The 13,439-nt window shown below is 71.7% G+C and carries 12 protein-coding genes; 7 read left to right on the top strand and 5 right to left on the bottom strand.

Annotated features, from left to right (window positions below):
- Window positions 1–198 precede the first annotated feature (198 nt).
- Window positions 199–1,602, bottom strand: a complete 1,404-nt coding sequence (gene sthA / locus OG485_RS38735) for a Si-specific NAD(P)(+) transhydrogenase (RefSeq protein WP_328673277.1) — start codon at window positions 1,600–1,602, stop codon at window positions 199–201.
- 292 nt (window positions 1,603–1,894) lie between these two features.
- On the opposite strand from sthA, the gene OG485_RS38730 reads away from it, so the two are divergent.
- Window positions 1,895–3,796 (top strand): AMP-dependent synthetase/ligase, encoded by a 1,902-nt coding sequence (locus OG485_RS38730; RefSeq protein WP_328673276.1) that lies wholly within the window; start codon window positions 1,895–1,897, stop codon window positions 3,794–3,796.
- Between the two features lie 129 nt (window positions 3,797–3,925).
- Here the strand turns inward: OG485_RS38730 and OG485_RS38725 are convergent, their stop codons facing one another.
- From OG485_RS38725 to OG485_RS38710, 4 genes are all read right to left on the bottom strand, one after another.
- Complete coding sequence (locus OG485_RS38725) at window positions 3,926–5,767, bottom strand: sensor histidine kinase (protein WP_328673275.1); 1,842 nt, start codon at window positions 5,765–5,767, stop codon at window positions 3,926–3,928.
- Entirely contained in the window at window positions 5,764–6,462 is a 699-nt protein-coding gene (locus OG485_RS38720) for a response regulator transcription factor (protein ID WP_328673274.1), read from the bottom strand. Before OG485_RS38720 ends, OG485_RS38725 begins: the two co-directional genes overlap by 4 nt.
- 132 nt (window positions 6,463–6,594) lie before the next feature.
- Window positions 6,595–7,353, bottom strand: a complete 759-nt coding sequence (locus OG485_RS38715; RefSeq protein WP_328673273.1) for a L,D-transpeptidase family protein — start codon at window positions 7,351–7,353, stop codon at window positions 6,595–6,597.
- A gap of 194 nt (window positions 7,354–7,547) precedes the next feature.
- Window positions 7,548–8,189 (bottom strand): DUF6629 family protein, encoded by a 642-nt coding sequence (locus tag OG485_RS38710; RefSeq protein ID WP_328673272.1) that lies wholly within the window; start codon window positions 8,187–8,189, stop codon window positions 7,548–7,550.
- A 228-nt stretch (window positions 8,190–8,417) separates the two neighbouring features.
- Between OG485_RS38710 and OG485_RS38705 the strand changes: the two genes are divergently transcribed.
- The 6 genes from OG485_RS38705 (at window position 8,418) to OG485_RS38680 (ending at window position 13,421) form a co-directional block, all read left to right on the top strand.
- Complete coding sequence (locus OG485_RS38705) at window positions 8,418–8,633, top strand: DUF4177 domain-containing protein (RefSeq protein ID WP_328444985.1); 216 nt, start codon at window positions 8,418–8,420, stop codon at window positions 8,631–8,633.
- Window positions 8,634–8,829: 196 nt separating this feature from the next.
- Entirely contained in the window at window positions 8,830–9,633 is an 804-nt protein-coding gene (locus tag OG485_RS38700; RefSeq protein WP_328673271.1) for a VOC family protein, read from the top strand.
- Between the two features lie 183 nt (window positions 9,634–9,816).
- Window positions 9,817–10,269 (top strand): cyclic nucleotide-binding domain-containing protein, encoded by a 453-nt coding sequence (locus tag OG485_RS38695; RefSeq protein ID WP_326783873.1) that lies wholly within the window; start codon window positions 9,817–9,819, stop codon window positions 10,267–10,269.
- A 63-nt stretch (window positions 10,270–10,332) separates the two neighbouring features.
- Window positions 10,333–11,202 (top strand): N-formylglutamate amidohydrolase, encoded by an 870-nt coding sequence (locus OG485_RS38690; RefSeq protein WP_328673270.1) that lies wholly within the window; start codon window positions 10,333–10,335, stop codon window positions 11,200–11,202.
- Between the two features lie 39 nt (window positions 11,203–11,241).
- Window positions 11,242–12,066: an amidohydrolase family protein gene (locus OG485_RS38685; RefSeq protein ID WP_328673269.1), complete on the top strand. Its 825-nt coding sequence runs from the start codon at window positions 11,242–11,244 to the stop codon at window positions 12,064–12,066.
- 50 nt (window positions 12,067–12,116) lie between these two features.
- On the top strand, window positions 12,117–13,421 hold the full coding sequence (locus tag OG485_RS38680; protein ID WP_328673268.1) for a DUF4032 domain-containing protein: 1,305 nt from the start codon (window positions 12,117–12,119) through the stop codon (window positions 13,419–13,421).
- Window positions 13,422–13,439: the final 18 nt, after the last annotated feature.

Raw genomic sequence — 13,439 nt, 5'->3', positions numbered from 1 at the left:
GGCCCGCGACCCGCACCGCCGCGGGCGGCCTCCGGCCGACGGCCGACCGCGGCCATACGGCGGCTGGCGGCTGGCGGCTGGCGGAAGACAAAGAGGTCTGGCCCGTCGCCACGGGGGGAGCGACGGGCCAGACCCTGGGTCCACGGTGCCATGCCCGGCCCGTGTCGCGCAGTACCTTCGCGAAGTCCCGTACGGCGGTCAGTCCCTGAGCCGGTCGATCTGGCGGATCTTGTTGGTCGCGTCCAGTGCGGCGACCTTGTAGGACTCGGCGAGCGTCGGGTAGTTGAAGACGGCGTCGACCAGATAGTCGACCGTTCCGCCGCAGCCCATGACGGACTGGCCGATGTGGATGAGCTCCGTCGCGCCGGTGCCGAAGCAGTGGACGCCGAGGAGCTTGCGGTCGTCGGGCGAGACCAGCAGCTTCAGCATGCCGTGCGAGTCGCCGATGATCTGCCCCCGGGCCAGTTCCCGGTAGCGGGAGATGCCCACCTCGAACGGCACGCAGTCCTCGGTGAGCTGGTCCTCGGTGCGGCCGATGAAACTGATCTCCGGGATGGTGTAGATGCCGATGGGCTGCAGGTCGTGCATCCGGTTCACCGGTTCGCCGCAGGCGTGGTACGCCGCCGTACGGCCCTGTTCCATCGAGGTGGCCGCGAGTGCCGGGAAGCCGATGACGTCACCCACGGCGTAGATGTGCGGCACCTCGGTGCGGTAGTGCTCGTCGACGGTGATCCGGCCGCGCGGATCGGCGGACAACCCCGCTTTGCCGAGGTCGAGTTCGTCGGTGAGACCCTGTCGTCCCGCCGAGTACATGACCGCGTCGGCGGGTATCTTCTTGCCGCTCTCCAGGACCGTGAGCGTGCCCCGGGCATGGCGCTCCACGGCGGCGACGGTCTCACCGAACCGGAACGTCACGGCGAGGTCCCGCAGGTGGTACTTCAGCGACTCGATCACCTCGACGTCACAGAAGTCGAGCATCGCGGACCGCTTCTCGACCACCGTGATCTTGGAGCCGAGGGCGGCGAACATGGAGGCGTACTCCATGCCGATCACCCCGGCGCCGACGATGACCATGGAGCGCGGCACCTGCTCCAGGTTCAGGACGTTGTCCGAGTCCATGATCGTCCGACCGTCGAACTCGACGGTGTCCGGCCGCGCGGGACGCGTGCCGGTGGCGATGACGATGTGGTCGGCGCTCAACCGCTTCTCGTTGCCGTTCGCTTCGGTCAGGGCGACCGTGTGGTCGTCCACGAAGCGGCCGACGCCGGCGAACAGGGACACATGGTTGCGCGAGAGCTGGCTGCGGATGACGTCCACCTCGCGGCTGACCACGTGCTCGGTGCGAGCGGTCAGGTCGGCGACGGTGATGTCCTCCTTCAGGCGGTAGCTCTGGCCGTACAGATCCCGCTGGCTGAGGCCGCTGAGATACAGGACCGCCTCACGCAGCGTCTTGGAAGGGATGGTTCCGGTATGAATGGAGACCCCGCCGACCATGTCGGGGCGGTCGATGACGGCGACCCGACGGCCGAGCTTCGCCGCTGCGATGGCGGCTTTCTGTCCACCCGGGCCGGATCCGATGACAAGCATGTCGAAGTCGCGCACCAGCGGAGTCTGTCAGCCCGGGACCGCTTCCCGATAGGGCGAACGGGGGATCCGTCGCCCGAGTGACGGATGAAGCGCCTGCTCGCGGTGCCACCTTGGCCGGGCCGGTGTCCGGCGGCGACCGACGGGTTTCGGCCAGAGGAACGGGCACGCGGGGAAACGGGAAGTCAGCGGCGGGCGAACGCATGCCGGAATAGGGCACGGGCCGCGCCCGGGTGGGCTACATTCGGGAATCCTTGGCATCGGCGCCTCCGGGGGTGAGGTCGCGTCGAGGAGAATCCCGGAGCGGCGCATGCATCAGTCCCACCTTTCCGCACCGCCGACCGTGCCCACCCAGGGGGGACTCGCCGACAGCCTCCGCGAAACCGCGCGCAACACCCCTGATCTGCCGCAGCTCGCGCGCCGCGACGAAGGCCGCTCGGGTGGCTGGATCCAGGTGACGGCGGCCGAGCTGTGGGCCGAAGTGGTCGACGTGGCACGGGGGTTCGTCCGGTCCGGCATCCGGCCGGGCGACCGTGTGGCCATCATGGCGCGCACCCGGTACGAGTGGACGGTGCTCAGCTACGCCCTGTGGTCGGTGGGCGCCGAGGTCGTGCCGGTCTACCCGACGTCGTCACACGATCAGGTCGCGTGGATCCTCCAGGACGCGCATTGCGTGGGCGTGGTGGTCGAGGACGAGCAGGGCATCATGACGGTCGGCTCGGCGTGCGCCGCGCTCCCGTTCCTGCGCCACGTCTGGCAGTTGGACGCCGGGGCGGTGGCCCAACTGGTGGAGCGCGGCCGGGCGATACCCGCGACCGCGGTCGACTCGCTGCGCCGGATCGTGCTGGCCGACTCCACCGCGGTCATCGCGTACACCTCCGGCACGACGGGACAGCCCAAGGGCTGCGCCCTGACCCACCGCAGCCTCGCGAGCCCCTGCGACACGCTGCTCGAAGGCTGGAGGCAGACGGCGGCTCCGCCGGACACGCAGCCGGCCGTGCTCGCCTTCCTGCCCTTCTCCCACGCCTACGGGCTGATGGTCCAGGGGATCTGTCTGCGCGGCGGCCTCCTGATGGGCCACGAACCGGATCTGCGGGAGGAGACCCTCTCCGAGGCCATGCTCTCGTTCCGGCCGACCTATCTGTACGCCGTCCCGTCCGTGTTCGAGCGGATCTACAAGAACTTCGTGCGGGCGTCCCAACGAGCCGGTCGTGGCGTGCTGTTCGAGCGTGCCGTGCGCACGGCACGGGACTTCGCCCTCGCCGAGGAGAAGCAGCGGCTGGGCACGGGTCCGGGCCCGGGTTTCGATCTGCGGCTCCAGCACTCCCTCTACGAGAAGACGGTGTACAAGAGGCTGCGCGCCGCGCTGGGCGGACGGGTGTGCGGCGCGGTCTCGGGCGGCTCCCCGCTGAACCGTGAACTCGCCCTGTTCTTCGCGGGAATCGGCATCTTCATCCACGACGGGTACGGCCTGACCGAGACCAGCGGAGGAATCACCGCCCAGCCGGTCGGCCGGGAGAAGTTCGGCACCGTCGGACGCCCCCTGCCGGGCACGGAGATCCAGGTGTCCGACGACGGGGAGATCCTCGTGTGGGGGCCCTCCGTGTTCCAGGGCTACATCAACGACTCCGCGGCGACGGCGGCCTCGTTCCGCAACGGCTGGCTGGCGACCGGGGACCTCGGCCGGGTGGACTCCGAGGGCTATCTGACCATCACCGGGCGCAAGAAGGACATCATCATCACCAGCGGGGGCATGAGCGTGGCCCCCGCGGCTCTGGAGGAACGCCTGCGGGTCCATCCGCTCATCCATCAGGCGGCCGTCGTGGGCGACAACAGGCCCTGTGTGGGCGCTCTGATCACCCTGGACCCGGAGTTCGTGACGCACTGGCGCGCCGCCCGGGCCAAGGGGGAGACACCCGCCCGGGACGCGCGGGAGGAGAACGAGCTGCGCGAGGAGGTCAGGCGCGCGGTCGCGGCGGCCAACAGCACCGTCTCCCGCTCCGAGTCCATCCGGGTCTTCCGTGTCCTCCCGGAGCCCTTCGACCTGTCCAACGGGCTGCTGACTCCTTCGCTGAAGCTGCGCCGGGACGCGATCGCCCAGCGGTACGCGGCCGAGATCGAGGCGATGTACCAGACCTCGTCGCGGGTTCCGCGGGAGGCGATGATCGGCGACCCGTCGATCCTGGACGACTCCGACAACGTGTTCCGGTGACCGGATTCCCCGCGCCCGGAAACCAGCGGAGACCCGGTGACCGGAATCCGGGCGCGCGAAATCCGGGCACCCGGAGCCGGGTGACCGGCTGAAGCCGTCCGGATGCCCGGCCGAAGCGCGTCCGGCTCCTCAGTCGGAGCCGCTGGCCGAGGCCGGTGGCCGGGGACTGGGCAGCCGCAGGGTGAAGACCGAACCGGCGCCCACCTCGCTGGTGACGGAGACGGTTCCGGCGTGGGCGGCGACCAGCTGACGGACGATGGCGAGGCCCAGACCGCTGCCGCCGGTACGCCGGCTTCGGGACTTCTCCGCCCGCCAGAACCGGTCGAAGACGCTGGCCAGATCTCCGGGAGCGATGCCGCCGCCGGTGTCGGCCACCTCGAACACGACCTCGTCCTCCTCGCGGTGCGCGAAGAGCGTGACCGTGCCGCCGGGCGGGGTGTGGCGGGTCGCGTTGGACACCAGATTCCCGAGCGCCTGCCGCATCCGTACGGGGTCCGCGTCCAGCCAGGGCGCCCCGGCGACCTCGGTCACCAGCCGGATGCCGGCGGCCCGCGCACCGACCCGGTGTGCCGCGGCGACCTGTTCGAGGAGTTCGTCGGCGCGCACCTCCTCGCGGTGCAGCCGCAGCGTGCCCGCGTCGGCGGCCGCGAGGTCCTGGAGGTCGTCGATGACACGCTGGAGCACCACGGCCTCCTCGTGCAGGGAGGACAGCAGTTCCGGGTCGGGGTCCACGAGGCCGTCGCGGGCCACCTCCAGCCAGCCGCGGATGTTGGTGAGAGGTGTGCGCAGTTCGTGCGCGATGTCGCTGACCATCGCCTTGCGCTGGACCTCCATCCGCTCGCGGCGCTCGGTCAGTTCGTTGAAGGCGAGGGCGAGGATGCCGGTCTCGTCCCGGGTGGTGACGGGCACGCGTACGTGCCGCTCCAGGGGTTGCCGCGCGGCCTGGGTCAGCGCGCGCAGGGGGCGCACGAGCCGGGTGGCGACCAGCGCGGTCACGGCCACGGTGAGGGCGAGGACGAGTCCGGCGACACCGACCACCTTGGCCTTGTTGGCGGCCGACATGTCGAAGCGGGGGACGGGCCTGTCCCCCGTGCCGAGGAAGAGTTCGGCGGCCGGGGCGACGTAGGGGTCGAGTTGGCGGAGCCGGGCCTCGGCGACGCAGGCGTTCGCCGTCCGGGCCAGCGGCCCGTCCTGGTCGCCGAGTCGTTTGCCCGTCAGGTAGGGGACCGGGGTGGCTCCGCTCGCGGCCTCCAGCGGCAGCGCCACGAAGTGGTCGAGGTGCACCTTGTGCCGGTCCAGGCAGGTCCGGGTGAGTGCCGACAGGGCGTCCAGGGCCTTCCGCTCGGTCGGGGTGGGGGTGTTGAGCCTGCCGTCGGCGCATTCGGCCGGCACGTAGCCGGGGTCGACCGTCCCGTCCACGCCCTTCAGTACGGTCCGGCCGCTGGGCATCCGCTCCGTGCGGGTCCGTATGCCGTTGCGGGAGAAGCAGAGTTGACGCACCACGGCCAGCTTGTCCACCGACAGACGCTCGGTCGTGGTCAGCCGGTACGGCCCGACGACACGTGGGTCGACACCGGTGAGCTGTGCGCCGGGTTCCGCGTAGGTGTCGGTGCGCAACGGGTCGACGGTGGCGGCGGCCCGGGGCGGGAGGGAGGTCCCGGTGGCCGCGGAGTCGGCGAAGGGGACGCGGTCTCCCGCGGTCAGCGCGATGCGCCGGCCCGTCCGCTGCGAGATCGTACGCAGCGTTCCGGCGGCATGGGACCAGTCGTCATGGGTGGCCGCGTATCCGCTGAGCTGCCGGAGGATGTCCATGTCCTCGGCGAGCACCTGGCCCTGCTCCTCCTGGATGGCCCGGGTGGTGGTCTGCACCGCGAGCCAGGCGGTCGCGGCCACGGAGCACACGGCGATGAGCACGGACGTGATCAGCAGTCTGACGAGCAGGCTCTTGCGCAGGGGCACGGCACGGCTCACGCCCTCTCGCCCCTGAGCTTGTAGCCGACGCCGAACACGGTGACCAGACGGGCCGGTCTGCGCGGGTCCGCCTCGATCTTCTTGCGCAGGTTCATGATGTGCACGTCGATTGCCCGCTCGGTCGAGGCCCGGTCGATGCCCCGGGTGTGATGCAGCAACTGCCGCCGGGAGAAGACCCGTTCGGGTTCCGCGGCCATCGCGAGCAGGATCTCGTACTCGCCCGGGGTGCAGTCCACCGGCGAACCGTCGCACACGACCGTGTGCCGCCGCGGGTCCACCGCGATCCCCCCTGCCCTGACGACCGGATCGGTCTCCCGTCCCCCCGCGGGCCGTCCGCCGCGTCTGAGCACCGTACGGATACGGGCCATGAGCTCGCGCGGACTGTACGGCTTGGTCATGTAGTCGTCCGCGCCGAGCTCCAGGCCGAGCAGGATGTCGTCCTCGGTGGAGCGGGCAGTCAGCATCAGGACGGGGATGTCGTCGTTCTCCCGCAGCGCCCGGCACACGCCGAAGCCGTCGACCACCGGGAGCATCAGGTCCAGGACGACGAGGTCGGGCCGGTGCCGCCGGACCTCGGCGAGGGCGGCCGCGCCGTCGTGGACCACGGCCGCGGTATGCCCCTCGCTCAGCAGCGAACGGCGTATCAGCTCCGCCTGCTTCTCGTCGTCCTCCGCGACCAGCACATATGCGCACACGCGGCCGATGCTAGGGCCTGCCGGCCGCGCGGTGGCCGGTGAGAGGGGCTTCCCACACGCTGACACCTTCCTGACAACCTCGATGGACACTGCGGCCCTGGTCCGACGCGGGCCGGGGGCTCGCGCCGGGCGTCAGCGTGCCAGGGAGGCGGCGTCCCCCATGACGACCACGGGGTGCCGGGCGGGGTCCAGGGCACGCATCAGCTCCACCAGGTCGCCCTCGCGCAGACCGACACATCCGTGTGTGGGGCCTCCGTGGTCCACGTGCAGCCAGATGCCCCCGCCGCGGCCCGCGCCCAGCGGCCGGGTCCAGTCCAGGGGTGTGGTGCCGGGCCTGCGGTTGTAGTTGACGGCGACGACGTAGTCGAAGGAGCCGGCCAGCGGCTCGCCCTCGAAGCCGGTGCCGGGTGAGGTGAAGGCGCGCGAGCGGTCGTACGGGAGCCGGGTGCCGGGATCGGCCAGCAGCCCGCCTGCGTCCGTCAGGGTGAAGACGCCTATGGGGGAACGCAGGTCACCGGCGCGATGGTGTCCGGTCCAGCCCTTGAGGGCGTTGTGCGCGGGCCAGCCCGGGCCGGCCCGCCAGCCCGCCTCCGTGCGCTCGTACAGCACCACGGTGGACCGCGACGAGTTACTGCCCCGGCCGGTCACCACGACGGCCTGACGGGTCCGCGACGGGATCGCGGCCAGCGTCCTGGGGCCGAGTCCCGGCAGTCGCCCCGGTGCGGCCGCGCGCGAGGCGCCCGGCCCGGGTGCCGGTGTCGCCTCGCCGTGACGCGACGGTGAGCCGCCGGCCCCGGGGCCGAGCCTCTCGGCCGGGCCTCCACCGCAGCCGGCGAGCAGGAGGGAGGCGGCGGCGACCGTCGCCCGGACACGGTGTGCGGAGTTGATCATGTATCGACCCTGGCCGACACATATGAGGAACTCGTCAGGTCATCCACGGTTCGCCGCGTACCCAGGATGCGGCGGATCACCGGTCCTCCGCCGGATCATCCGCGGTCCGCGCGACGTCGGCCCGTACCGGGCTCGTCCCCGGGCGGGCTCCGCGCCGTCACCCGTGGTCCACCCGCTCCGGCGGGGCTACGGGATCACCCGTGGTCCACCCGCTCCGGCGGGCCGACGGCCTCCCGCGCGTTCACCCAGCCCAGCAGGGTCACCGAGACGACCGCGGCGCACGCGCACCACGTGGAGACGAACTCCAGCTCCCACAGCGACCAGCAGATCACCGCGCCCGCCCCGGTCAGGGCGCCGAGCAGCACCAGTCCGCGGTCGCCGGAGACCAGCAGCGCGCCGACGGTGGCGACGAGGTAGCCCGCGATGACCAGTCCGGGCCGGGGCAGGTCGACGGCATAGCCCATGGTGTGGCCGCGGATCTCGGCCCTGACGGGACGGACCGCCATGGAGTGCGCGAGCGCGGCCGCGGTCGCGACACCGGCGGCGAGCGGGAGCAGCAGCCGGCGCCGGGCGCGGCGCGGCGCCGCGCACAGGACGCCCGCCGGCACCCACACCGCCAGCAACGGGAGGGCGATCACGGCCCAGGCCACGGTGGCGGGACCCGTACCGCCACCGGTGTCCCAGACCCGGGCCTCGACGATCTGGTGGACGCCGAGCAGCAACGGCAGCGCGGCCAGCGGGAGATCCGTCCTGCGCCGTGCCCGGGCCATACAGGCGACGCCGACCGCGGCCACCCCGGTACCGGCCGCCAGATCGGCCGTCGCACTCCAGCACATCGAGCCCCCTGCGTCCGCCGTCACCGTTCCCGTCGACCCGCGTCCACGCTACGACGCCCGGGCCCGGCTCCTCTTCCGGCCTGCCGTCAGGACGCCTTCCCGGCACGGCACTTCATGAAGTTTCAACAAAGGTATGCCTACCGTCCGGTTCGCCCCTGTGCCGCGGCCGCGAAGAGTGATTGGGTGGGCCCGGTCATACCGTCCAACACGCAGGAGAGCTCCGCAACCATGAGCACCCCGTACGCCTTCGAATACAAGGTCGTCACGTTCCGCGAGTCGCTGATCGGCGACGCGCTGGACAGCGACAAGCTGGAAAAGGTCCTGAACAAGCATGCCGAGGACGGGTGGGCGCTCAAGGCGATCACGGCCGCGGACGTCAAGGGCCGCATAGGCCCCGGCGCCGTGGAAGGCCTGCTGCTCACCCTGGAACGGCCGCGCGGCTGACCCTCGCGTGGTGCGCGCGGCGCCGAAGCGGGAGATGCTGTTGGTGATGGGACAGCGGATCCGCAGGTGATGCTGACGCCGTCGGGGGCCTTCCGGAACGGAGGGCCTCTCACGGCTGAACTCACGTCCGGGAGCCCCACGAGGGCCCCGCACCCCGCGAGACCACTGTCGGCCGATCGCGTCAGGACGGGCGGCGATGAAGAGCGACGGAACTCTCGACACCGGTGTCGTCACCAGCAAGGCGGTCTTCGGCGCGCCGTGCTGGGTCAGTCTCACCACCCGCGACATGGTGGCCGCCCAGAACTTCTACACCGCGGTTCTGGGCTGGCGGTGGACCCCGGGCACCAGGCTGGGCGAGCAGTACCGCGTCGCCAGTGTCGCCGGGGTTCCGGTCGCGGGGATCTCCGAGGTCGGCTCCGTGGCGAACACGGCGGTCGCCTGGACCGCGTTCTTCGCCGTGTCCTCCGCCGACGAGACCGTCTCGCGCAGCCAGGAGCGTGGCGGCACGACCGCGGTGGGCCCGATCTCGCTGCCCCCGGGCCGGGCCGCGCTGCTGGCCGACCGTGACGGCGCGGTCTTCGGGATCTGGGAGGGCGACCTGGTGTCCGGCTGGGAACGCTGGCGCAACGCGGCCCCCTCCTTCCTCCGTCTGCACACCCGCGACGCCTTCGACGCCGCCATCTTCTACGGCGAGGTGCTGGGCTGGGCCTCCTCCGTCCCGGGCTGCTGCGAGGTCGACTACGAGGAGAACGAGGTCGTCCTGCGCAGCTTCGGCGACGTGGTGGCCCGGATCCACTCCGGCGCGCTCGGTGCCGCCCCCGACCCGAGTCTGCGGCCGCACTGGCAGATCCACTTCGCGGTCGACGACGTGGAGGCCTGTGTCCGCGCGGCGCGCGCCCACGGCGGCGCCGCGCACCAGCAGGGCATCGGCTCGGTGGAGGCGCTCATCATCGACCCCGACGGGGCCCGCTTCTCGGTGACCTCCCGGACCGCCGGATGACGCCCCGGACGGCGCGCGCACGACCGCCCCGCGCAGGACGCGACCCGTCCCACGGCGAACCCGAGCGTCCCACGACGCGACGGATTACGCCGTTCGGGCTCCAATAGAGGATGACGGGATACCACCGGTACGACAGGCGCCGCCGACCCCCTCGGTCGTGCGGCGGCCCGATGGAGGTCCGCGATGCCCACTGCTCTCCGGCTCCTGCACGCGCTCTCCCCCGAACACCGCGATCGGCTGATGAGCGTGGCCCGCGAGGTGTCCTTTCCCGCGGACGGGCCGATCTTCGAGGAAGGGGGCACCGCCGACCGCTTCTGGGTGGTCCGCTCCGGAACGGTCTCGCTGTACCAGCGGGTCATCGCCGACCGGCGGATCACCGTCGCCCAGCTCGGGCCCGGCGACCTGCTCGGCTGGTCGTGGCTGTTCCGCCCGCACACCTGGGACTTCGGCGCCGAGGCCTTCAGCCCGGTGCGCGCCTACGAGTTCGACGCCTCCGAGGTACGCACGCTGTGCGACCAGGATCCGACACTGGAGCTGTCGCTGACGCGGACGATCGGCGCGATCCTGGCCCACCGTCTCGAAACGACCCGGACGGCGCTCATCGAGCACTACGCGCGCCGCGGGGGCGGTGGCTGAGCACACACGGTGAGGTCGTCGGGTCCCGTCCATTGTCAGACCCGGCTGCGACAGTGATCTCTTATGAACGACATCCCCGGTTCCCCGGACTCCTTCGCGCTCCTGCCCGGAGCGGTCCACTCGCCCGTGATCCTGCACGTGCCGCACTCGTCCCGGGAGATCCCCGCGCCGGTCCGTGCCGGCATCCTCCTGGACGACACGGCGCTGGACGGCGAGCTGGACCACATCACCGACGCGCACACCGCCGAACTGGCCTCGGCCGCGGCCGAGGCCGCCGGGCTGACGCCGTGGCGGTTCGTCAACCGGCTGTCCCGGCTGGTCGTGGATCCCGAGCGCTTCCCGGACGAACGCGAGGAGATGCTCACGGTCGGCATGGGCGCGGTCTACACACGGACGACGCACCGGGCGCCGCTGAGGCCCGCGGACGTCGATCCGCGGCCGCTGATCGGCCGCTACTTCCACCCCTACGCGCAGGCGATGACGGCCGCGGTGACCGACCGGCTGGCCGCCACCGGGCGGGCCGTGATCATCGACGTCCACTCGTATCCGACGGCCCGGCTGCCCTACGAACTGCACGGTGACGGGCCCCGGCCGCCGGTGTGCCTCGGGACGGACTCCTTCCACACACCGCCGGAACTGGTCGCGCTCGCGGAGAAGGCGTTCGCCGGGCTCGGCGGTGTGGGGATCGACAGTCCGTTCTCCGGCGCGTACGTCCCGCTGCGGTACTACGAACGCGAGCCCGGGGTCACGGCGCTGATGGTGGAGATCCGGCGGGACACGTACATGAAGGAGCCGGGAGGCCCGGTGAGTCCGGGATTCGCGCGCCTCGCCGCGGCCCTGACCGCGCTCGTGGACGCGGTGGACGAGTGGACCCGGAGCGTCGACACCCGGGCAGGTAGCCACGGAGCGCCGGGCACCCTAGGGTCGCGGTAAGCAAGCGCTCAGCCATCGACTCAGGGGAGGGCAAGGACCATGCCGGTCGTCGACGCGTGGATGCAGCACCCCACTCTCCGCCATTCCAACCACGAGATGTTCGAGTCCCTGCGCCGCTGGACCGGCATGAAGGTGCTCCAGGAGGAGCTGCCGGTCGAGGTCACCCTGACCGCGCTGGCGGCGGCCGGCGTGGACACCGGCCTGGCCTCGGCCTGGTACGGACCTCAGGGCGCCCTGATCAGCAACGACGAGGTCGCCGCGTTCGTGGCACGGTCGGACGGGCGGCTGCGCGGGGTGGCGGGCGCCGACCTCACCCGCCCCGTCACCGCGGTGCGCGAACTCCGGCGGGCCGTCGAGGAGCTGGACTTCGTGGCCCTGCGGATCATCCCGTGGCTGTGGCAACTGCCGCCCACCGACCGGCTCTACTACCCGCTGTACACCGCCTGCGCCGAACTCGGCGTCCCCTTCTGCACCCAGGTCGGTCACACCGGACCGCTGCGCCCCTCCGAGACCGGCCGGCCCATCCCGTACATCGACCAGGTCGCGCTCGACTTCCCCGAACTGACCATCGTCTGCGGGCACATCGGCTACCCGTGGACCACGGAGATGATCGCGGTCGCCGACAAGCACGAGAACGTGTACATCGACACCAGCGCCTACACCACCCGCCGCTATCCCCCGGAGCTGGTCGCGTATCTGCGCGGCAGGGGACGGCGCAAGGTTCTCTTCGGCTCCAACTACCCCATGATCGAGCCGAGTCGGGCCCTGGAACACCTCGCTGAACTGGGCCTGGACGAGGAGACCACCGAGCTGTTCCTGGCGGGCAACGCCCGGCGCGTCTTCCGCCTGGGCGATCATTCGTAGATGCTGGGGCCCCGAGCAGCGTTCGACCTTGAGGTGAGGGCGTCCCGGCCATGGCTCTGCAGATCAGCGCGACGAACCCGGAGCATCCCGCGCTCCTGCTCGAACTGCCGTGGCGGCTGCCCCTGGAGGAGTGGCCCGAGCACCATCTGGTGCCGCTGCCGCGCGGCATCTCCCGGCACGTGGTGCGTTACGCGCGCGCCGGTGACGAGGTGGTGGCCGTCAAGGAACTCGCCGAGCGGCCCGCGGTGCGCGAGTACGAACTGCTGCTCGGCCTGGACCGGCTCGGGATACCCGCGGTCGACCCGCTCGCCGTGGTCTCCGGCCGCACGGACGCGGCCGGAGAGCCCCTGGAGTCGGTGCTGATCACCCGGCATCTGGGCGGATCGCTGCCGTACCGGTCGATGTTCGAGACGACCATGCGGCCGGCCACCATGCACCGGCTGATGGACGCGCTGGCAGTCCTGCTGGTGCGGCTGCACCTGGCCGGCTTCGCCTGGGGCGACTGCTCGCTGTCCAACACGCTGTTCCGGCGCGACGCGGGAGCCTACGCCGCGTATCTGGTGGACGCCGAGACCGGTGAACTCCATCCGCGGCTCAGCACCGGCCAGCGGGACTACGACCTCGATCTGGCCCGGGTGAACATCAGCGGCGAACTGCTCGACCTGGAGGCGGCCGGCGCCCTGCACCCCTCGGTGGACCCGGTCGAGTTCGGCCGGGAGATCTGCGCGCGCTACCAGGGCCTGTGGGAGGAGCTGACCCGCACCTCCGTCTACCCGGCCGGCAAGTACCACTACATCGACCGCCGCATACGGCGCCTGAACGACCTCGGTTTCGACGTCGCCGAGATGCAGATCGCGAGCTCCTCCAACGGCGACACCGTCACCTTCGTCCCCAAGGTCGTCGACGCGGGCCACCACCAGCGCCAGCTCCTGCGGCTGACCGGCCTCGACACCGAGGAGAACCAGGCCCGCAGACTCCTGAACGACCTGGAGAGCTGGATGGCCACCCAGGACGACTACGCGCCGGGCTCCGCCGCCCCCGGCACCCGGCCCGGAGGGCATCCGCACCCCGCCCGCCCCGAGGTGCTCGCCCACCGCTGGGTGCGGGACGTGTTCCGGCCCGCGGTCCGGGCGGTGCCCCAGGACCTCCGCGGCTCCATGGAGCCGGCCGAGCTGTACCACGAGCTCCTCGAACACCGCTGGTTCCTGTCCGAGCGTGCCCAGCACGACATCGGCCTGGACGCGGCCGTGAAGGACTACGTCACGAACATCCTCCCGAAGGCCCGCGACCCCCTGCCCGCCCCCGCGGACGCCCCGGAGGCGCCCGGCGGGTATCCGGTTCCCGAGCAAAGGTGACCGATCGTACATACGATT

Origin of the sequence: Streptomyces sp. NBC_00328 (genome assembly GCF_036139655.1) — a bacterium.
In the GTDB taxonomy this organism is placed as follows: Bacteria; Actinomycetota; Actinomycetes; order Streptomycetales; family Streptomycetaceae; genus Streptomyces.
The sequence above is the reverse complement of the archived record's forward strand: the minus strand, read 5'-3'. Positions and strand labels throughout refer to the sequence as shown.

What these genes read in the sequence shown, in the direction of transcription:
- OG485_RS38730 (WP_328673276.1), top strand. Translation starts at nt 1,895, where the DNA reads ATGCATCAGTCCCACCTTTCCGCACCGCCGACCGTGCCCACCCAGGGG.
- OG485_RS38715 (WP_328673273.1), bottom strand. Translation starts at nt 7,353, where the DNA reads ATGATCAACTCCGCACACCGTGTCCGGGCGACGGTCGCCGCCGCCTCC.
- OG485_RS38710 (WP_328673272.1), bottom strand. Translation starts at nt 8,189, where the DNA reads ATGTGCTGGAGTGCGACGGCCGATCTGGCGGCCGGTACCGGGGTGGCC.
- OG485_RS38705 (WP_328444985.1), top strand. Translation starts at nt 8,418, where the DNA reads ATGAGCACCCCGTACGCCTTCGAATACAAGGTCGTCACGTTCCGCGAG.
- OG485_RS38700 (WP_328673271.1), top strand. Translation starts at nt 8,830, where the DNA reads ATGAAGAGCGACGGAACTCTCGACACCGGTGTCGTCACCAGCAAGGCG.
- OG485_RS38695 (WP_326783873.1), top strand. Translation starts at nt 9,817, where the DNA reads ATGCCCACTGCTCTCCGGCTCCTGCACGCGCTCTCCCCCGAACACCGC.
- OG485_RS38690 (WP_328673270.1), top strand. Translation starts at nt 10,333, where the DNA reads ATGAACGACATCCCCGGTTCCCCGGACTCCTTCGCGCTCCTGCCCGGA.
- OG485_RS38685 (WP_328673269.1), top strand. Translation starts at nt 11,242, where the DNA reads ATGCCGGTCGTCGACGCGTGGATGCAGCACCCCACTCTCCGCCATTCC.
- OG485_RS38680 (WP_328673268.1), top strand. Translation starts at nt 12,117, where the DNA reads ATGGCTCTGCAGATCAGCGCGACGAACCCGGAGCATCCCGCGCTCCTG.